This window comes from Bradyrhizobium sp. MOS001, from assembly GCF_004634465.1.
Classification (GTDB): domain Bacteria; phylum Pseudomonadota; class Alphaproteobacteria; order Rhizobiales; family Xanthobacteraceae; genus Bradyrhizobium; species Bradyrhizobium barranii.
The window spans coordinates 52,169-72,223 of record NZ_SPVJ01000019.1 but is presented as its reverse complement, the minus strand read 5'-3'; the positions used below and the strand labels follow the sequence as shown (position 1 = coordinate 72,223).

The 20,055-nt window shown below is 64.8% G+C and carries 16 protein-coding genes and 1 pseudogene; 11 read left to right on the top strand and 6 right to left on the bottom strand.

What is annotated here, in order from left to right; translation table 11 throughout:
• Positions 1 to 108: 108 nt before the first annotated feature.
• From CT676_RS23025 to CT676_RS23010, 4 genes are all read left to right on the top strand, one after another.
• Positions 109 to 1,479 (top strand): histidine kinase, encoded by a 1,371-nt coding sequence (locus tag CT676_RS23025; RefSeq protein ID WP_135215436.1) that lies wholly within the window; start codon positions 109 to 111, stop codon positions 1,477 to 1,479.
• 7 nt (positions 1,480 to 1,486) lie between these two features.
• Complete coding sequence (locus CT676_RS23020; RefSeq protein ID WP_014494168.1) at positions 1,487 to 2,137, top strand: response regulator transcription factor; 651 nt, start codon at positions 1,487 to 1,489, stop codon at positions 2,135 to 2,137.
• Between the two features lie 219 nt (positions 2,138 to 2,356).
• Positions 2,357 to 3,388: an MBL fold metallo-hydrolase gene (locus CT676_RS23015; RefSeq protein WP_135215435.1), complete on the top strand. Its 1,032-nt coding sequence runs from the start codon at positions 2,357 to 2,359 to the stop codon at positions 3,386 to 3,388.
• A 96-nt stretch (positions 3,389 to 3,484) separates the two neighbouring features.
• The gene (locus tag CT676_RS23010; RefSeq protein ID WP_135215434.1) at positions 3,485 to 3,766 is read left to right on the top strand and encodes a hypothetical protein; all 282 of its coding nucleotides are present in this window, start codon (positions 3,485 to 3,487) and stop codon (positions 3,764 to 3,766) included.
• A gap of 36 nt (positions 3,767 to 3,802) precedes the next feature.
• Here CT676_RS23010 and CT676_RS23005 read toward each other — a convergent pair whose 3' ends face one another.
• Positions 3,803 to 4,390, bottom strand: a complete 588-nt coding sequence (locus CT676_RS23005) for a TetR family transcriptional regulator (RefSeq protein ID WP_028158450.1) — start codon at positions 4,388 to 4,390, stop codon at positions 3,803 to 3,805.
• Between the two features lie 565 nt (positions 4,391 to 4,955).
• Between CT676_RS23005 and purB the strand changes: the two genes are divergently transcribed.
• Both purB and CT676_RS22995 read left to right on the top strand, forming a co-directional pair.
• Entirely contained in the window at positions 4,956 to 6,263 is a 1,308-nt protein-coding gene (gene purB / locus CT676_RS23000; protein WP_063982388.1) for an adenylosuccinate lyase, read from the top strand.
• Between the two features lie 118 nt (positions 6,264 to 6,381).
• Positions 6,382 to 7,554, top strand: a complete 1,173-nt coding sequence (locus CT676_RS22995) for a M20 aminoacylase family protein (protein ID WP_085404318.1) — start codon at positions 6,382 to 6,384, stop codon at positions 7,552 to 7,554.
• Positions 7,555 to 7,620: 66 nt separating this feature from the next.
• On the opposite strand, the gene CT676_RS22990 is transcribed toward CT676_RS22995, so the two are convergent.
• The gene (locus CT676_RS22990) at positions 7,621 to 9,474 is read right to left on the bottom strand and encodes an ATP-binding protein (protein WP_167768120.1); all 1,854 of its coding nucleotides are present in this window, start codon (positions 9,472 to 9,474) and stop codon (positions 7,621 to 7,623) included.
• 201 nt (positions 9,475 to 9,675) lie between these two features.
• Between CT676_RS22990 and CT676_RS22985 the strand changes: the two genes are divergently transcribed.
• Positions 9,676 to 11,037, top strand: coding sequence for an extracellular solute-binding protein (locus tag CT676_RS22985; RefSeq protein WP_167768119.1), 1,362 nt, complete (start codon positions 9,676 to 9,678; stop codon positions 11,035 to 11,037).
• 69 nt (positions 11,038 to 11,106) lie between these two features.
• Here the strand turns inward: CT676_RS22985 and CT676_RS22980 are convergent.
• Positions 11,107 to 12,434, bottom strand: a pseudogene (locus tag CT676_RS22980) (hypothetical protein).
• 71 nt (positions 12,435 to 12,505) lie between these two features.
• Positions 12,506 to 14,413 (bottom strand): acyl-CoA synthetase, encoded by a 1,908-nt coding sequence (locus CT676_RS22975; RefSeq protein ID WP_135215430.1) that lies wholly within the window; start codon positions 14,411 to 14,413, stop codon positions 12,506 to 12,508.
• A 247-nt stretch (positions 14,414 to 14,660) separates the two neighbouring features.
• On the opposite strand from CT676_RS22975, the gene CT676_RS22970 reads away from it, so the two are divergent.
• Both CT676_RS22970 and CT676_RS22965 read left to right on the top strand, forming a co-directional pair.
• The gene (locus CT676_RS22970; RefSeq protein ID WP_135215429.1) at positions 14,661 to 15,773 is read left to right on the top strand and encodes a preprotein translocase subunit SecD; all 1,113 of its coding nucleotides are present in this window, start codon (positions 14,661 to 14,663) and stop codon (positions 15,771 to 15,773) included.
• Positions 15,774 to 16,032: 259 nt separating this feature from the next.
• Positions 16,033 to 16,839 carry a cyclic nucleotide-binding domain-containing protein gene (locus CT676_RS22965; protein WP_071912420.1) on the top strand — a complete coding sequence of 269 codons (807 nt, stop codon included), beginning with the start codon at positions 16,033 to 16,035 and terminating at the stop codon, positions 16,837 to 16,839.
• A 13-nt stretch (positions 16,840 to 16,852) separates the two neighbouring features.
• On the opposite strand, the gene CT676_RS22960 is transcribed toward CT676_RS22965, so the two are convergent.
• Together CT676_RS22960 and CT676_RS22955 are read right to left on the bottom strand one after the other, a co-directional pair.
• On the bottom strand, positions 16,853 to 17,494 hold the full coding sequence (locus tag CT676_RS22960; RefSeq protein WP_135215428.1) for a glutathione S-transferase: 642 nt from the start codon (positions 17,492 to 17,494) through the stop codon (positions 16,853 to 16,855).
• A 149-nt stretch (positions 17,495 to 17,643) separates the two neighbouring features.
• Entirely contained in the window at positions 17,644 to 18,195 is a 552-nt protein-coding gene (locus CT676_RS22955) for a cytochrome b (protein WP_135215427.1), read from the bottom strand.
• 170 nt (positions 18,196 to 18,365) lie between these two features.
• On the opposite strand from CT676_RS22955, the gene murI reads away from it, so the two are divergent.
• Both murI and CT676_RS22945 read left to right on the top strand, forming a co-directional pair.
• Positions 18,366 to 19,163, top strand: coding sequence for a glutamate racemase (gene murI, locus CT676_RS22950; RefSeq protein WP_135215426.1), 798 nt, complete (start codon positions 18,366 to 18,368; stop codon positions 19,161 to 19,163).
• A 61-nt stretch (positions 19,164 to 19,224) separates the two neighbouring features.
• Positions 19,225 to 19,998, top strand: a complete 774-nt coding sequence (locus tag CT676_RS22945; RefSeq protein WP_135215425.1) for an aldolase/citrate lyase family protein — start codon at positions 19,225 to 19,227, stop codon at positions 19,996 to 19,998.
• Positions 19,999 to 20,055 lie beyond the last annotated feature (57 nt).

The window sequence follows — 20,055 nt, the reverse complement described above, 5'->3', positions numbered from 1 at the left end:
AATCCGGCTTGGGAAATTTGCCCGAGCTGCAATCCGGCCCAAACCCCGCAATTGGCAAGGCGCGGCGGCGTTGTTAGGCTGACCTTACCAAACGTTGAGGGTGATCGCATGCGCCTCGTGCTTCAGCTTGTCGCCCGTCTGCTTCTCATCGTCGCGCTCTGCCTTGGCGCTGCGACCGTCTGGGCCACGTTCGACGCCTATCGCAGCGTCGACCGGGCGACCGCGGCCTCGGCGCAGCGGGTCGCACAGGCGCTTCAGGCGCTGTACTGGCACGAGTTCTTGTTGCGCAGCAGCAGAACGCGCGAGCAGCTCTTGCCGGTTCCGGAGTGGCGCACCCTTGAGACGATGAAGCTGATCTCGCCCGGCGTCTGCGTCGAGTTCCAGCCGGCCGTCGCATTCGAAAGGCCGCTCTGCGGCCAGAGCGTGGGGCTAGGCAAGACGCCGCCGCACTGGTTCACCGCGATCGTACCCATCTTCCTCGGCAGCCACGCCGAAGTGATAAGGCCCGTCAGTCCCCGCGCGGCAGCCGCCGGAACGGTCGTCGCGACGCCGGATGCCGCGGCGGCCATCTCGCTTGCCTGGGAGTATCTCCTCAACGTGGTCGATGTCGCGCTTCTGATGGCGGCGGCGATCGCGCTCTTGGCGTCGCTTGCCATCGCGCACGCGCTGGCGCCGGCGCGCACCATCGTCGCCGCGCTCCAGCGCATGGCGCGGGGCCAGTATCGCACGAAACTGCCGCGCTTCCGCTCCATGGAGCTGGCGATGATCGGCAGCGCCGTCGGTGAGCTCGGCGGCCGGCTGGAGGAAGCCACCGAACAGCGCGCGGCGCTGACAAGGCGGCTGATCGAGATCCGTGACGACGAACGCCGCGCGCTCGCCCGCGAGCTGCACGACGAGTTCGGCCAAAATCTCTCCGCCATCCTCGCCTTCGCCAACACGATCGAGACCGCAAGCGCGAAGGAGAGCAAGGACAACGCAATCGCGCAGGACGCGCGCATGATCTCGCAGGCCACCCATCATCTGATGGCCTCGCTGCGCGATGCGCTCAAACGCCTGCGCAATCCCCTGCCCGAGGAGCTCGGGCTCGAGGCCAGCCTGGTCAATTTGGTGGACAGCTGGCGCTCGCAAAGCGCAGCGCAGCCGACCATCCGGCTCGATCTCAGGGGCGACCTCACCGACATCAGCGGCCCGGCCGCCACCACCGCCTATCGCGTGGCGCAGGAATGCCTGACCAACGCACTGCGCCACAGCTCGGCGCGCGAAATCTCCTTGCGCATCGAGCGGCGCGCCGGTGACGACGACGCGTTGCTGATCCGTGTCGAGGACGACGGCGGCGGCGACGCCGCACGCGTGGCGCAGTCGACCGGCTTCGGCCTCACCGGCATCCGCGAGCGGGTCGCGGCGGCCGGCGGATCGCTGTCGATCCTGCCTGCGCGAGGAGGCCTCAGCGTCGCCGCCACCATCCCGCTCGCCGCATGAGGCCGACATGAGCGATGTTGCGGCAACAGGCATCTCCGTGCTGCTGGTCGACGATCATCCGATCGTGCGGCAAGGCTACCGTCGCGTGCTGGAGAGCCAGGGCGATCTCCATGTCGTGGCGGAAGCCGACAATGCCGCGGACGCCTACGGCGCCTTCAAGGCGCACGACCCTGATGTCGTCCTGCTGGATATCTCGATGCCCGGCGCGAGCGGGCTGGAGGCGATCCGCAACATCCGCGCGCGCAGCCCGCGGGCGCGCATCCTCGTCTTCACCATGCACAACGAAGCCGTGCTGGTGAAAGCCGCCTTCAGCGCCGGCGCCAGCGGCTTCGTCACCAAGAGCAGCGAACCCTCCGCGGTCGTCACCGCGATCCGCAGCGTTGCGCGCGGCGAGCGCGCCATGAGCGACGACATCGCACATATACTGGCCGAGGACAGCCTGTCGGCGGGCTCGGCGCTGGACCAACTGGGTGAGCGCGAGATCGAGATCCTGCGCCAATTCGCCGGCGGCGCGACGACCGAGCAGATTGCTGCGCATCTCAATCTCAGCGTCAAGACGGTGCAGAACTATCACTATTTGATCAAGACCAAGACCGGCGCGCGCACCGACGCGCAGCTCGTGCGGCTGGCCGCGAGCTGCGGGCTGACGCGGATCTAGGGCTTGGCCGCTGGACGCCTATCCGGTTCCGGCCGCTCCAACGAAGGTCTCCAGTCGCTCTCGGATTGTGCTAGGCTCGATCGCAGCCACGGCATCCGGCGCGAGACCGCCGGTGGATGTCTGTTGGGCTCCGATCTTGACGCGAGCCTTTTGGCCCGGCTCTTTCGAAGCCGCCCTCGTTCCCGTTGTATGTTTCGCACGACAACAGGAGACGCTTCCATGAAGATCAGGGACAGTCTTCTTGCCGTACTGATCGCCTTCAACGTTTTCGCGATCGGAACCACCGAGAGCGCAGCAGCCGACGCGAAAGACCAGATCACCATTCTTTATGACGCCTTCGGCACAAATGACGCGATGACAAAGGACTGGGGTTTTTCCGCCCTTGTCGAAGTCGCGGGAAAACGCATCCTGTTCGACACCGGTAACGACCCCGAGATCTTCGCGGCAAACGTGAAGGCCAGGGGCGTCAACCTCTCGGACCTCGACTTTGTTGTTCTTTCGCACCGCCACTCCGATCATATGGCGGGTTTGTCCTACGTCCTGAGCGTCAATCCGACCGTCAAGATCTACGCGCCGAAAGAAGGATTTGGCATCTACGGCTCTTCGCTGCCCTCCGGCTTCTTCCGGAAAGACGAGGCCCTGCCGCCGGAGATGCGGTACTACGGAGGCAAGCCCCCAGCGGTGATGAAGTTCGGCTCGGCATGGGCCAACGCAAACTTCGAACTGATCGATCAAACGACCGAGATTACTCCTGGGATTACACTGATTTCGCTGATCTCCGACGCGCCCGGGACACGAGAACTCAAGGAGCTGTCTCTGGCCGTCAACACCGCAGAAGGCGTAGTCCTTCTGGTCGGTTGTTCGCACCCCGGGATCGAGCGCATTGTCGAAGCGGCGACCGGTATCAATCCTAGGATTCATCTCATCGCCGGCGGATTTCATCTGGTCGTGGCGCCTGACGAGGCAATCGCGAAAGTCGTTACCGCTCTGAAGGACAGGTTCAAGGTCGACGCCGTAGCACCGGGGCATTGCACCGGTGAGCCGACTTTTGCCGCGCTCAAGAAGGCGTTCGGCGACAGCTATCTCTATGCCGGCCTCGGCACGTCGATTCCGGTTGGAACGAGTGGGAATGTCCGACGCGGAGAAGGTCCGACGCTTGACGACCTTGCGACATATCGGAAACTGGCCGGGCGTGAAGACCCGTTCGGCATCTTGCGGTCGCGCGGCCTGCGGTCGGGATCCGCGCTCTAGCGCGCGCAGTTCGCGCCTTTATCCAGCGCGTGAGGCGAGCGGAATGGAACCGACACCGTCGCGCTTTGGTTAGCAGCAGAGTGAAGGAGTTGCGCCATGAGTAAGGCCATGCACCGAACGGTCGTCGATCCTCCGCTCCTCACCGTGGGCGAGCTCATCGACGAACTCTGCCGCTTGCCGGATACGGCCGTCGTCCACTTCCGCTGCCCCGCACTCGATCAGGAGCTTACATTCTACCGCATTCGGAAGCGGTCAAAGGACGCCGTCGAAATCGCGGTGAACACATATCCGGAGAGCCCGCCGGTTGTCCCATCCTCCAACGGAAGGCAATCGACCCGCTCGCGCGAGGAGGCCCTTTTGCACAAGGCGAAAGGCTGAATCGACAGTTACACGCTTTGGCGGGACCGTGTCGGTCTAGGCCGCCTTCAACCCGCGCAGCACCAGCGCCAGGGTGGCATCGACACGGGCGGGCAGGTCGGCATCCTTCCACTCGTCGGCGTGGGCCGGGTGGTGAAAGCGGACGGTGGCATCGAAGATGGCGCGGGCGGTGGCCTTGACGTCGCCCACCTCGAACACGCCCTGCTTCACGCCGTCGGTCAGGATCGACGCGATCTGGTCGATCATGGTGTCCTTGTGGCACTTGACGGCGGCGCAAGCCTCGCGCGCCAGCGTCAGATAGGTGTCGAACATCTCGGGATCGTCGAGCACACGCGAGCGCTTGGCGGCGAACAGCGTGCGCAGCCAGCGGTCGAGTCGCGCCGGCGCCGGCCCCTGCTCCTCGGCGATCGCCAGCAACGGCGCATCGATGCGATCCAGCCAGCGTTTGGCGACGGCCTCGCGCAGCGAGGCCTTGCTCGGGAAATGGCGATAGACGCTGCCGTGGCTCACATCGAGCGCACGGGCAACGTCAACCACGGTGGCCTTGGCAAGTCCGTAGCGCCGCAGAACGTCCTCGGTGACTTCGAGGATCCGCTCCGGCGTCAAGATCACGGCTTCATTCATGCCAGCACCATGTTCCCGTTGAGGGCTCAGTTACCCGGCGATGGAGCTGCTTCCGAAGCGCCCGTGCCGGTCGTTTCGGAAAGCTCTCGCCTTAATGAGGCAGTTTTGCAGCCTGCGCCGCGATCTGGCGCGCAACCAGTAAATTGAGCCAATGCCCAATCGTTCCGGTGAAGTTGATGATTTCGGTCGTCATTGTCTTAAGTCTCCATTCGTCCGCGGTCCCCACCTCCTTATGTCCCGCGATCCGCAAGTATTTCGGACCTCGGGCTCCCCGGGTGGGTCGCCGCGGGACGCCCAATCGGAGCGTCCGAAAACGGATATACACGCCTCGCTGACAGATTTCAATATCTGTCAGTCAATGATCCGTGATTGACAGTTAATTTTTGTGGGTGGCGTCTCCTCAGCCTGGGCTAGTTCCGGGGGCGGTGGATAGCTCGCCGATCCCCCTCGCTTGGGTCCAGATCGTTTGTTTCGCCCTGCCCGCTCTGCTAAATCACGGCGTAAAAAGCATTTTGGCCGGTCGCCACCCCCTTGGGCCGCCCGCCCACCTTCCTGGAGCAGTCTGATGATCCCCCGCTATACCCGCCCGGAAATGGCCTCGATCTGGGAGCCGCAGACCCGGTTCAAGATCTGGTTCGAGATCGAGGCGCACGCGGCGGACGCTCTCGCCGAGCTCGGAACGATCCCCAAGGAGGCCGCGAAGACGGTCTGGGCCAAGGCCAAGGACGCCACTTTCGACGTCGCCCGCATCGATGAGATCGAGCGCGAGACCAAGCACGACGTCATCGCCTTCCTGACCCACCTTGCCGAAATCGTCGGCCCCGAAGCGCGCTTCGTGCACCAGGGCATGACCTCCTCCGACGTGCTCGACACCTGCCTCAACGTCCAGCTCACCCGCGCCGCCGACCTCCTGCTCGCCGATCTCGACAAGGTGCTGGCCGCGCTGAAGAAGCGTGCCTTCGAGCACAAGATGACGCCGACTATCGGCCGCAGCCACGGCATCCACGCCGAGCCTGTGACCTTCGGCCTCAAGCTCGCTTATGCCTATGCCGAATTCTCACGCGCCAAGGAGCGCCTGATTGCGGCACGCAAGGAAGTCGCGACCTGCGCCATCTCCGGCGCCGTCGGCACCTTCGCGCAGATCGACCCGCGCGTCGAAGAGCACGTCGCCAAGGCGATGGGCCTCGTCCCCGAGCCGATCTCCACGCAGGTCATCCCGCGCGACCGCCACGCGATGTATTTCTCGACGCTTGGCGTGATCGCCTCCTCGGTCGAGCGTATCGCGGTGGAAATCCGCCACATGCAACGCACCGAGGTGCTGGAAGCCGAAGAGTTCTTCTCGGAAGGCCAGAAGGGCTCGTCCGCGATGCCGCACAAGCGCAACCCGGTGCTGTCGGAAAACCTCACCGGCCTCTCCCGCATGGTGCGCGCCTATGTGACGCCGGCGCTGGAAAACGTCGTGCTCTGGCACGAGCGCGACATCTCGCACTCCTCCGCAGAGCGCATGATGGGCCCGGATGCCACCGTGACGCTCGACTTCGCGCTGGTGCGCCTCGCCGGCCTGATCGACAAGCTGCTGGTGTACCCCGCCAACATGCAGAAGAACCTCGACCGCCTCGGCGGCCTCGTGCATTCGCAGCGCGTGCTGCTGGCGCTGACCCAGAAGGGCGCAAGCCGCGAGGACGCCTACAAGCTGGTGCAGCGCAACGCCATGCCGGTCTGGCGCGGCGAAGGCGACTTCCTCCAGCTCCTGAAGAAGGACGCTGAAGTGAAGAAGTATCTCACCGACGCCGAGATCGAGGAGCAGTTCGACCTCGGCTATCACCTCAAGCATGTCGACACGATCTTCAAGCGCGTGTTCGGCGAGAGCTGAGCGCGCGTCCGCAGAAGCTGCCGGGTGGTTAGCCGCAGGCATCACCCACCATTCCTCGTGACACGGCGGTGAGTTACGCTACGCTAACCCACCCCACGAACAAGAAACGGATCCCCTCATGCCCATCGTCAACCGCGTTGCCGCCCTCTCCGACGAAATGGCCGCCTGGCGCCATGACTTCCATGAGAACCCGGAGCTGCTCTACGAGGTCCATCGCACCGCCGGCATCGTCGCCGATCGCTTGCGCGAATTCGGCTGCGACGAGGTGGTGACGGGCATCGGCCGGACCGGTGTCGTCGGCGTGATCCGCGGCCGAAAGTCGGCCTCCGGCAAGACCATCGGGCTGCGTGCCGACATGGACGCGCTGCCGATCATGGAGACGTCGGGCGTCGCCTACGCCTCCAAGGTTCCCGGCAAGATGCACGCCTGCGGCCATGACGGCCACACCGCCATGCTGCTCGGTGCCGCCAAATATCTCGCCGAGACGCGCAATTTCGACGGCACCGCGATCATGATCTTCCAGCCTGCGGAGGAAGGCGGCGGCGGCGGCAAGGCGATGGTCGAGGACGGCTTGATGACGCGCTGGAACATCCAGGAGGTCTACGGCATGCACAACATGCCGGGCCTGCCCGAGGGCCATTTCGCGACCACGCCCGGCGCGATGCTGGCCTCGTCCGACAACATCCAGATCACCGTCCACGGCAAGGGCGGCCACGCCGGCGCCGGTCCGCACAAATCCGTCGACAGCGTGCTGATCGGCTCGCAGATCGTCAACGCGCTGCAGTCAATCGTCGCGCGCAACGTCGATCCGCTGAAGTCCGCCGTCATCTCGATCACGCAATTCCACTCCGGCACGGCCTTCAACATCATCCCTGAAGTCGCCGAGCTCGGCGGCACCGTCCGCACGCTCGATCCTGAAGTGCGCGATCTCGTCGAGCGCCGCATCGGCGAGGTCGCCGAGAGCGTTGCCCGTGCCTATGGCGGCTCGGCCGAGACCAAGTATACGCGGATGTATCCGGTGACGATGAACCATGCGCGCGAGGCCGGCCTTGCCGCCGACGTCGCCCGCGACATCGTCGGTGCCGAGCGTGTCAACGACAAGTTCATCCCGATGATGGGCGCCGAGGACTTCTCGTTCATGCTGGAAGCGCGTCCCGGCGCGATGATCCTGGTCGGCATGGGCGACGGCAACGAGTGCCACCACCCGGCCTATGTCTTCAACGACAACATCCTCGGCCACGGCGCCTCCTACTGGGCGCGCCTGGTGGAGACGCGGATGCCGGCGGGTTAGCGCCGCTTCGCGGCAGCCGCGGCCCCGGCGACATTCCCGCCAAAGGGCCACGCCACGCGGAGCCCGTCATCGAGCCGCAGAGCGTTGCCCCGTTGGCTCTTCCGTCTCCAGCGGGCGAGATGCGGCCTCGTCTGAGGCGAGCGGCAGGGTGAACTGGAAGAAGGCGCCCCGCGGCTCGTTTGCGCCGGCCCACATCCGCCCGCCATGTGCCTCGATGATCGAGCGGCAGATGGCGAGACCCATCCCCATGCCTGTGGGCTTGGTGGTGTAGAAGGCTTCGAACAGGCGATCCACGTTCTTCGGATCCAGCCCCGGACCGGAATCCCGCAAGGTGACGTGGACGCCGTCCGATGCATCCCGACCGGTGCTGATCAGCAACTCCCGTCCCCCCTCGCCGACCGCGGCCATCGCCTCGATCGCGTTGACGATCAGGTTGAGCACCACTTGCTGAACTTGAACCCGGTCGGCCTGAATCGGCGGCAAGCCCTCGGCAAATTGCATTCGCACCGAGACGCCGTTCTTGAACGCTTCGCTGCGTGTCAGCGCGATGACCTCAAGCACCGCCGGGTTGATCTCCAGTGTCTCCTTTTGCGGGGGCGCGTTCCTGATGAGCGCCCGGATCCGGCCGATGATGTCGCCGGCTCGCATACCATCACCGGTGATCCAGTCGAGGGTCTGTCGAACCCGCTCCAGGTTTGGCGGTCGCGCCTCCAGCCAATTCAGCCCGGCCTCGGCGTTCGCCACGATCGCGGCGATCGGCTGGTTGACTTCATGGGCGATCGAAGCGGTTAGCTGTCCCATCGTGGTGACGCGATTGGCGTGCGCGAGCTCCATCAGCGCTTCACGGTAGCGCCGCTCGTGTTCGCGGCCTTCGGCTTCCGCCCGCTTGAGAGCCGTCAGATCAAGGACAAAGCCGACGCCATGATCCGTACCTTCTCCGAACAGGGTCCCGCCGATCAGCACCGGAACACGGCTTCCGTCTTTCCGCACATACTCCTTCTCGAATGGCTGGGCCGTCCCGATCCGCTTCAGTTCCGCCACGGTATGCAAGTCGCGGTCGCGCCATTCCGGCGGCGTGAGGTCGGTCCGATGCAGGCGCCCTGCGGCGAGATCTTCCCGGTCGTATCCCACGATGCGCAGGAAGGCATCGTTGGCCTCGAGAATGCGCCCCTCGACTTCCCAGATGATGATGCCGATGATGTTGGCATCGAACAGGCGCCTGATCTTGATATCCCGTGCTGCAAGATCACTCTGGAGCTGGATGTTCTCCTCGGTCGCCTCCCGCCGCCGTTTCGCTTCGAGCCGCGCGAGCGCCAGCGCCGCTGCGGCCAGCGCGACGACGAGGACAACGGCGCCGGCGATCAGCCAGGTCCAACGTTGCTCGAATGCTTCTGCGCGCGCCTCCCGGCCGGCGAGCCGAAAGCGCTCGTGATCCACCATCTGGTCGATTTGCGAGCGGATCTCGTCCATGCTGCGGATCATTGCCAGCGCGGCCAGCCCGGACGTGCCGGCCGTCTTCAGCAGCTCGTCGATCTCGCGCAGCGTGGCTGTAACGGTCAGCGCCAGATGTCCGGCCCGAAGGCCCTGCATCGGATCATCCGCCACCAACATCTGCAGCGCCTGAGCCTCGCGCCGTACGCTTTCGTCAGAGACGCCGTAGGCCTTGAGATAGGCGGGGTCGAGGGTCATGAGATACCCGCGCCTTTCAGTCTCCAGTTCCGCGACGATCGCCCGCAGCCGATCAAGCGTTTCGAGGACCTGGCGGCTATGCTCGATGAAGTGATGAGCTGCTTGCCGCTCCTGCCAATATTGCAGGCCGAGGAAGCTGGTCGCGGCAAACAGGGTCACAAGCACTGCGACCGCAAGGATCAGCGGACGAGCAAACCATCGCAGAGGCAGGGCCCGAACAGGAACGGACATTGGCCGTGGGTCTTCGATGCTCGTGTGACCGCGCGTGTTCTGGTGCCGACGCCAGAGCATGATGGGACAATAGCACGGATAAGGAGGTCGGGAACCCGACATTCATCGGATACGCCAGAGGTCGGGCCGTGATGTCGCAGGACTGCGGCACCGTGCGTGTGCTATGGATGAATGCCCTTGGTTGATTCAAGGAGCATCATCATGGCACAGGGTGAAAACTCATTGAGCCATCCGGCGAGCCGCCGCAGTTTCATCAAGGGACTGTGGGCGGCTGGCGCGGGCCTGACCGCGCTGCCGCGATGGGGCTTTGCCGAGGATTCCGCTGCGGCTAACGCCAACGCCGCGATCGACTGGAAGCAATTTGCGGGACAGACGATCGCACTTTCGGGTGCGATCCATCCGTGGTCGAACGCGATCGCGCCGCTGTTGCCGGAGTTCACCATCCTCACCGGCATCAACGTCACCATCGATTTCCAGCTGGAAACCACCTACCTCGGCGCGCTGCCGATCAGGCTCGCTCGCGGCAGTAGCACGCCCGACGTCTTCATGTTCACGACCTATGGCCAGGGCATCACGAACGGATGGGTGGAGCCACTGAACGGCTATTATTCCATGAAGTCGCTGACCGACCCCGCCTGGTATGACGAGAGCGACCTGCTCAAGACGGCCCGCGCCTTCCCGCTGTGGTCGGACGGCGAACGGTACGCGGTCCCGATTACCTCAGAGGCGACGACCCTGTTCATCAACAGCGATGCGCTGGCAGCCAAGGACCAGCCGGTACCCCGGACTTTCGACGAGCTGCTTGTCACCGCCAAGGCGGTCAAGAGCAACGGGATGTCGGGGATCGCGATGCGGGCCCAGGCGAGCGGCAATTCCTCCCCGCCAGCCATGGGCTTCCTGTTCTCCTACGGTGGGGCCATGGTCGAGCACAACAGGGTCGTTTTCGCGAGCCCGGAGGGGATCGCGGCCGTCGAGATGTACGGACAGTTGCTCGGTCAGGCCGGGCCTGCCGGCGTCGGCAGCTACGAATGGTACCACGTGCTGGACGACTTCCTGCAGGGGCGGACGGCCATGGCGATCGACAGCAGCAACTTCGCGACCGACATTTCCAATCCAGCGAAAAGCCGTGTCGCCAAGCAGGCCGGGTTTGCAACCTTTCCGCATCTCGCCGGTCGCGGCCCCGTCCCCTTCATGTCGCACTGGCAGGCGTGCATCAATTCCAAATCGCGAAACAAGCGCGCGGCTTTCCTGTTCCTGCTCTGGGCGACGAGCAAGGCGACCTCGCTGCAGACTGCTGCAGCAGGGCTGGCGACGACACGCGTGTCGGCCTGGTCGAGCGAGGGCTTCAGGAAGGCGTTCGGTTCGCAGGCCGCCGAGGCGGCGCTGATCAATTTGCAGAATGCCGACGTCGACCGCGCCAAGGCGATTCTTTTCCATCCGCAATCAAGACTGATCCTGGACGCCTTCATGATCGGCGTGAATGAAGTGGTCAACGGTGCGAAATCGGCCAAGGATGCGATGACGGGCGCAGCCGAAAGGGCCAATGCGGCGATCCGCGGGTAATGGCGAGGCGTCGCCCGATCGGAAGAGGTGGCCACGGCGGACAAGTCGCCGACTCCCGCTGCGCGGCGATTACCCCTGATATTGCAGCACGTGCATTCCGGCATTCCAGTCCGACACGAACATCAGCCCGTCAGGCCGGACATAGGCGTCGCAGGTCTTGGCCGCGAGCGCGACGTTCGGCCGGGGATCGATCAGCTCCTTCGGTGTCGGCGGCACCCAATACGCGATCTCCTTCGGCGCAAACTGATCCCTGACGTCAAACACCCTGACGCCGGCATTGTTGTAGGTTGCGAAAATCGTCTCCTCGCTCTGGAAGGAGCCGGGGCGGTTCTCGTGCAGATTATGCGGACCGAAGGTGCCCTTCGCACAGAAGTCGCGATCGCGTGGCGTCGGCAGCGTCGCGATCGGCACCGGATTTTGCGGCGCGCGCACGTCAAGCACGAATGTATGAAACAGGCCCTTGGCGCATTGATCCGCATTGGCTTCATCCGCGACGATGGCGAGCTGACGCTTGGGCAGCGGCAGCGGCGTATGCGTGCCGCCGGCGAAGGGCGGCGACCAGTTGATGTGCGAGAGCAGCTTCGGATTGGCGGGATCGCCGATGTCGTGGATGGTGAAGCCGCCGTCGCGCCAGGCGGCATAGCCGCGATCGCCCGCCGTGATCATGTGATGCAGCGCAAAGCGCTTGCCCTTGCGCGTCGCCGGCTCGCCGGCTGCGCGGTTCATGCCCGGCAGCCACCATTTCGCGACGATCTCCGGCTTGGTGATGGTCTTGAGATCGACCACGCAAAGGATGTGGTCGGTGAAGCCGTCGAAATGCGCCGACACATAGGCATAGCGGCCGCCGGGCCACCACAGCCGGTTGATGCCGAAGCCCGGCATTTCGAGGAACGCGACCTCGCGCATCTCGCCCGGTTTCGAGATGTCGTGTGGATCGACAGGCCGGAGCGGAATTTCTTGGCCTTGGTGATGCTGTCGGCGAGCGAATTCTCGAAATAGCCGCGCATGCTGTCGTAGGACTGCATCGCGACGATGTTGGCGCCGTTCGCAAGCAGCAGCAGGTCTTCCGCCACCTGCAGATGGTGGGTGCGGGTGTATTGCCCGGCAGTGAAGAAATTGACCGGTTTCAGTGCGCGCGGATCGGATGCGTCCAGGATCGTCACGCCGTCGCTGAACATGTGTCCGACATAGACGTGCTGACGGTTGAACATCACCTGCACGGTGTCGGGCCGGCCGCCGACATCGCTGTACGAGATATGCTTGATGCCCTTGCCGATGCCCTCCGGCGGAATGTCGGGCTCTGACGCCCATACCGGCCGTGGCAATCCGGACAGCGCAGCGGATCCGAACACGGCCGACAATTGTTGAAGGTGACGGCGGCGAGAGAGTTCAGGCATCGGCTTCCCCCCATTTTTTGAGAGGATGATGCGCGCTCGCGGCGAGGCGCGCAAGCCTCGCGTGCCCTTACCTACGCCTGCACCACCTCGTGCCGCATCACGAACGGATCGAGCAGCGTGTGCACCTCGCCAGCGACGAGTTCGCGCTGGTCTGCCGGCAGGCCCGCGAGCGTCACAGTGGCAATCGAGCCGTGGCTGCCATGCGCGCCGACCTTCACCTTGCAGTCGATCCCGCGCTCAGTGAGCGGCGACAGCACCTTGGCGAACACGCGCTGCGCGGCATCCCAGCGCAGCTGTGGCTTGAACACCTTGCCCACGCCGGTCACCGGCATCGGATCGATCGGAATGACCTGCACCGGAACGGCCGCGCGCTCCGGCGTGCGTTCGCGCACCCAGGCTTCCAGTTCGCCCGGCTCGACCGTGGCGCCCGGCTTCAGCTGCACATAACCGACCGGCAATTCACCGGCATAGGCGTCGGGCTGGCCAACCACGGCGGCGAAGCCGACGGCGGGATGGCGAAACATGATCTCTTCGATCGGCGCCGGATCGATATTGTGGCCGCCGCGGATCACGAGATCCTTGGCGCGGCCGGTGATCCAGAGGTAGCCGTCGGCATCGAGACGTCCGAGGTCGCCGGAGTTGACCCAGACATCGTCGACGAACGCGCCCTTGTTGTGCTCGTCGTTGAGATAGCCGCCGAACACGCCGGGCCCGGCCATGATGACGACGCCGATCTCGTCGGCTGCGCAGTCGCGGATCAGGCGGCCGTCAGCATCGAGCTGCACGATGCGCACGCGCGCGTAAGGCATGGGAAGACCGACCGAGCCGAGCCGGATCGGCCGGCTGGGATAAGCGAGCGTGTGCACGCTCGAGGTCTCGGTCATGCCGTAGACCTCGACCACCGGCAGCTTCAGCTTCTCCTGGATCGCCGAGCCGACGGCGACGGGAATCGCCGAGCCGCCGCCGGCGGCATATTTCAGGCTGGAGATGTCCGCATTGCCTGGCGGCACCGCAAGCGTGGCCGCCAGCACCGTCGGCACGCTCGACAGCGCCTCCGGCTTGAAGCGCTCCACCAGCCCCCAGATGTTCTTCACCGAATTCGGATTGCGCCAGCCGCTCGGCGACAGCACGACCAATGAGCCGCCGGCGGACAGCGTCAGCAGCACCTGCGTCAGCGATCCTCCGACATGGAATAGCGGCATGCCGAACAGCATGTTGGCGCCGGGCTTCGACTTCAGCAGCAGATTGAGCGCCCAGGCCTGATAGACCTGATTGGCGTGGGTGTGCCGCACGAGCTTCGGCGTGCCGGTGGTGCCGCCGGTGTGGAAATAGGCGGCGATGTCGCTCCCCAGGATCTTGCGCCCGCTGATAAGCTGGTCGGACGGCTGCTGCTTGATCAGGTCGTTGAAGGCGAAGATGCCCTTGTCCGGATCGCCTCCGCCGAACACCTGCACGACCGCCTTGAGATGTTTCAGCTGCGGGCTGATCTGCTCGACCTTTTGCCAGATGTCGGTGCCCGGCATCGGTCCGAGCGCAACCAGAACCTTGGTGTTCGCGGCCTCAAGGATCTCCGCGATCTGGTGCGGCTCAAGCAGCGGATTGACGGGATTGGCGATGCCCGCGGCCTCGGCGCCGAACAGCGTCACGAAGGCATCGGGCACCAGCGGCAGCATGAAGCTGACGACGTCGCCCTTCTCGACGCCGAGCGCGTGAAACATGTTGGCGGCCTGCGTGACGCGCGCGACGAAATCGCGATAGGTGACCATCACAGGCGTATCGGCCGGATCGACGTTTTGCAGGAACTGGATCGCGGCCCCGTCGGGGTTGCGCGCCGCACCGAGCCTGATGGCGTCATAGGTGCTCTCGGCCGCGACGCGATCGGCGTAAGGGACCTGCTCGAAGGCCCGGACCTCTGCGTCCGTCGCGAAGTCCGGATAGTCGTTGCCGATGAACCGATCGAGCGCGTGGATGCCCGCCATGGAATTCCGTCCTCCCTCAGATGCATTTCCCCGCCCCCTGTCTTTTGACATTTTGGTCGGCGAGGCCTCGGCCGATGGCCGGTCGAGCGCTGACAGAATGATGGATGATTGAGCGTTCGTCCATGGCCGAACGGCTACGGCCGTAGCACGCGTCTTCGAGGCCATTGAACCTCCCCGCCCGATCCGGGGACCAAGAACATGCATCGGACTCCGCTGCCAGCGTCCTGCCGCAAGACTTGAGGAAATCATGACCACGCCCCCGCGGGACCGCGTCACACGGCTGATTGTTGCGCTCGCCGTGACCTCGGCGATCATGACTTCAGCGATCATGACTTCGGCGATCGTCCTGCCCCGCGCGGCGCTCGCCGAGGACGGCCAGTTCGACAAGATGCGTGCCAGGATCGCCGCCTTCGTCGCCGACAAGATGGAGAAGCTGGGCGGCTCGCGCATCGTCTACAAGGTCGATACCGACGGCTTGCGCGAGAGCGTCATCACGGATTTGCGCGACGATGTCTACAAGACCCTGCGCGAGGGCAAGATCGCCTTCTCCGGTCTTGCGATCCGCGACGCCGGCGTGGAGGTGAAGATCGCGGATGCCAAGGGCCGCGAACAGCTCGCACGCAAGCTCGCGTCGGCCGCGGAGGGATTGCCGTCGCATGCGCTCACGGTGACCGACGGCGGCGACGGACTGGTCAGGCTCGCGCCGACCGATGCCGCATCCGCGGCCCGGCTGCGCGATCTCGTCGAAGATTCCATCGCCATGATCGAGCAGCGCCTCAAGGATGCCGGCATCAACCTCACCAGCGTCCTGCCGGATGGCACGGATCGCATCCGCATTTTCATCCCGGGCATGATGGAGCCCGCCCGCGTGACCGCGGTCTTCGCCAGGAAGGTCAAGGTCAGCTTCCGCCTGATCGACGTCTCGATGCCGGCGGAGCAGGCGCAATCCGGCACGCCGCCCACGGGCACCGAAGTCCTGCCCGGCTTCAAGGACGAGCGCCATTACCTGGTCGCCAAGGACAGCGCGCTCGACGGCGACGACATCAGCTATGCCGGCCCGGGATTTGCCAGCGGCACGAAAGACCCGATCGCCTCGTTCCGCTTCAACGGCCGCGGCACGCGGCGCTTTGCCCACGTCACCGAAGAGAACATCGGAAGGCCCTTCGCCATCGTGCTCGACGGCAAGGTGATCTCCGCCCCCGTGATCCGCGAGCCCATCACCGGCGGCTCCGGCCAGATCTCCGGCAATTTCACCCTGGAGGAAGCCAATAGCGTCGCGATGCTGCTGCGCGCCGGTTCGCTGCCGGGGCACCTCGACCTCGTCGAGCAGCAGGTCGTGCAGCCCGCCGCCAAGCCGTAAGGCTGGTCGCCCTGCGCCCCGCCCCGTCGGGGCGCCACGGTCCACGACGCCGAAGCCCGCGCCCCGGGGGCCCCGAATCACGGGCGCGCGACGGCCATGCGCACAACCAACGTGCAATTGCCGAAACGCCCGATCAGGCTAAAATTTGCCTCTTGCGACATGGCGGCCGAAGGCTTCATTTCAAGCGGTCGTCATTCGATTTCGGCTATACGTGTCGAGCATACCGACCAGGACTGAAGGCCTTACGCGGGGTTAGTACATGCCGTCCGGCAGCGCAGACATTTCCTCGATCCTCGACCGCATTCTGGATGCGGCGACGGACAACCTCAGGATCGCAAAGATCCTGGTCCAGATGGGCCTCGATCCCAACAACGTCACCTACGACGCGATCTTCAACCGGTTGCTGGAGATCTTTGTCCAAAACATTACGCTGGCCAATCTGTTCGCCGCGGTCGGCGCCGGCTTCTTCGTCGCCACCCTCCTGATGCGGACGATGGTGCCGCTGCGCGTCGCCAACATGGTCGGCTGTGCGTTCTTCGCCGTTTTCGGCGCGCTCTCGGCCAACGTCTCGACCTTCCTCCTCTATCTGTTGCTGCTTCCGATCAACGCCCTGCGCCTGCGGCAGATGCTCAAGCTGGTCAAGAAGGCGCGCCATGCGGCCGAAGGCGACATGTCGATCGAGTGGCTCAAGCCGTTCATGACTGAGCGCAGATATCGCAGTGGCGATACGCTCTTCAAACTGGGCGATCCCGCCAAGGAGATGCTCCTCACGGTCACCGGCAAGTTCCTGGTCAAGGAGATCAATGTCGAGATCGGGCCCGGAGCCCTCATGGGAGAGCTCGGCTTCCTCACGCCGGACAACCGGCGCACCGGAACGATCGAATGCGTCGAGGACGGACAGGTGCTGACGATCACCTATGACCGCCTGCTCGAGATCTATTTTCAGGACCCGCAGTTCGGCTATTACTTCCTGGTGCTGACCAGCCAGCGCCTGCTGCAAAACATCGACCGCTTGCAGAAGCAGCTGGCGAGCGAGCGGTCAACGACCACGAACCGGATCGCGTGAACGGCGCCGCGGCTCAGCTCAGTAGCAGCGCCATTCCCGGATCGCCCTTCTCCATCGCGCGCCGGTAGGCCGGGCGGGCACCGACGCGGCCGAGATATTTGATCACATTCGGGCAGCGCGACAGGTCATAGGGCTGGAAGTAGCGCATCGTGGTGAGCGAGAAGCCCATCATGATGTCGGCGGTGGTGAAGGTGTCGCCCGCCAGATATTCGGCGTCGCGAGCACGTGCATCGACCAGGTCGAAGGCGCGGTCGGTACGCCCTCTGCTCGCGGCCAGCATCGGATTGTCCTCGGCGAGCTTGAGCCGGTTCAGGATCATCAGCCGGCCCATGCCGGCCTGCAGCGTGCCGTTGGCGAAGTGAAACCAGTACAGGAACTGCGCGAAATCAGGATGATCAGGGCGGAGCGCAAGGCGCCCATCGCCGTATTTGGCCATGATGTAATCCACGATGGCGCCGGACTCGGCGAGCACGAGGTCGCCGTCGGTGATCACGGGCGCACTCCCGATCGGATGCAGCGCCTTGTAGTCGGGCGGCGCCAGCATGGTGACGGAATCGCGCGCGTAGCGCTTCAGTTCGTAGGGAATTCCCAGTTCTTCGCAGAGCCAGACGATGCGCTCGGATTGCGACTTGCCGAGATGATGGACGGTGAGCATGGCGTCTCCTGCGACCGTGAGTTGGACCTGCCGTGACGCCACATCTTAACCCGTCGTTGCGAGCGCAGCGAAGCAATCCAGACTGCCTCCGCGGAAAGACTCTGGATTGCTTCGCTGCGCTCGCAATGACGACGTGGAGGGACCGTCCCCTACCCGGCCTCGTCCGCCACCATCCGCGCCACGACGCGGTCGCGGCGGATGAAGTGGTGCCAGAGCGCAGCGACCACGTGAATCGCGATCAGCGCCAGCAGCACATAGGCAAAGAGGATGTGGCGGTCCTCATAGGCGCCCGCCGCCGCACGGTCGGGAGAGGTGAATTGCGGCACGTGAAACAGGCCGAAGAAATCGGAATAATCCGGCATACGCGCGCCGGAATGCGCCCAGCCCAGCATCGCGACCAGGATGACCACGAGATAGAGCGCGCCGTGGCTGACATGGGCCGCGATCTTCTGCCAGCGCGAGGTTTCAGGCGGCATCACGGGCGTCGGGTTGACGGCGCGCCAGACCAGGCGCAGCACGGTCAGCAGCAGGATCACATAGCCGATATCGGCGTGGATCGAGCGGTAAAAGAAGCGGTCCGGACGCGCCGGGATGTGGTTCATCCACCAGCCGAAGCCGATCATGGCGAGGATGGCCAGCGCCAAAATCCAGTGCAGCCACCGGGAAACGCTGCCCCAGCCGTTACTGGTATTTCTGATCATGTCGGCTCTCCGGAGTTTTGCGGATATGTCCCCGTCCGCAGCGCAGCTGCTGATAGCGGGAACTTGCGGCAACCGTGAAATTGAATCGTTCCAAATTGGTCCCAAGCGGGCCCCGCCGCAAAACCGCCCCAAAAACCGAATGGTAACCATGGTGCCCTTAAGGTAGCGACGTGACCTATTCCCCGACGATCCTGGTGTTCGATTCTGGCCTTGGCGGACTCACGGTGCTCCGCGAGGTCGTGGCCGCGCGCCCGGACGCGCATTACGTCTATGTCGCCGACGATGCCTTCTTCCCCTATGGCCACCACAGCGAGGACGAGATCATCGCCCGCGTCGTGCCGCTGATGGGCGAACTGATTGGCACGCACGATCCTGACCTCATCGTCATCGCCTGCAACACGGCGTCCACCCTGGTCCTATCTCACTTGCGCGCCGCTTATTCCCTGCCCTTCGTCGGCACCGTGCCGGCGATCAAGCCCGCCTGCGCGCAGTCGAAGACCCGCCGCGTCTCGGTGCTCGGCACCAAGGGCACGGTGAAGCGCGAATACACCAAGGCGCTGATCCGCGATTTCGCGCTGGGTTGCGAGGTGACATTGGTCGGCTCGCCCGAACTCGCCTCGCTGGCGGAAGCCGCGCTCAGCGGCCATCCGATCAACGACGGCGACATCCTCGCCGAACTCGCCCCCTGCTTCGTCGGTGATCCCGCGGACGTGACATCGCGCACCGACACCGTGGTGCTCGCCTGCACGCATTACCCGCTGCTGCTCGACCGGATGAAGACGCTCGCGCCCTGGCCGGTCGAATGGATCGACCCCGCGCCCGCCATCGCCCGCCGCGTCTCCGACCTGCTCGGCACGCAAATCGGCGGCATCGCGCAGTCCCGCGCCGAGATGATCTTCACCTCGAACCGCGTGCATGGGCTTTCGGCCACGCTGACGCCGTTCTTCGGCGGACGCGCACTGGCCTGACCTTGCGCCTCGACGGCGCGCTGCTAGGTTTCGCCGTCGCCATCTTCGCAGGTTCATCCCCATGCCGGTCCCCGCAACGCCGCTCAATCGCCTTCGCCAATTGTGGAGCGAGGGGCGCCCCGCCTTCGGCGCGATCGCGACGATCCCGAGCGTGCAGACCGTACAGATCATGGCGCGCTCGCTCGACTGGATCATCGTCGACCTCGAGCATGGCCCGATTGGCTTGACCGAAGCGCATGCGATGATCGCCGCCACGACAGGCACGCCATGCACGCCCCTGGTGCGGATCGCGGCGAACGAGCCGTGGCTTGCGAAAGCGCCGATGGACATCGGCGCCTTCGGCATCAATTTCCCGATGATCACCAATCGCGCCGAAGCCGAGAAGGCGGTGCGCAGCGTGCGCTATCCGCCGCGCGGCGATCGTCTCTGGGGTCCGTTCCACGCGCCGTTCCGCTGGGGCCAGTCGATGCCGGACTACATGGCCAGCGCCGACGACGAGATGATCTGCATGATCACCATCGAGCATGTCGAGGCCGTCAATCGCATCGATGAGATCATGGCGACGCCGGGCATCGACGTCGCGGTGATCGGCCCCGGCGATCTCGCGACGTCCATCAACAAGCGCGGGCAGATGGACGATCCGGAATTGCTGGAGCTGGTTGCCCGCGCCGAGGCCAGCATCCTCAAAAGCGGCGTGCCGATCGGCGGCGTCGCCCGCACCGCAGACCAGGCCAACGCCCTGGTCGACCGCGGTTATCGCGCAATCGCGCTGGGTTTCGACTGGTCGCTGTTCCAGCGCGGCATCATGGCGGCGTTCGAGGGAATCAAGCGCTGAACGAGCCGATCGCGGCCTTGCCGGGAACTGCGACGCTGCTAGGGTCGGCGGTTCCAG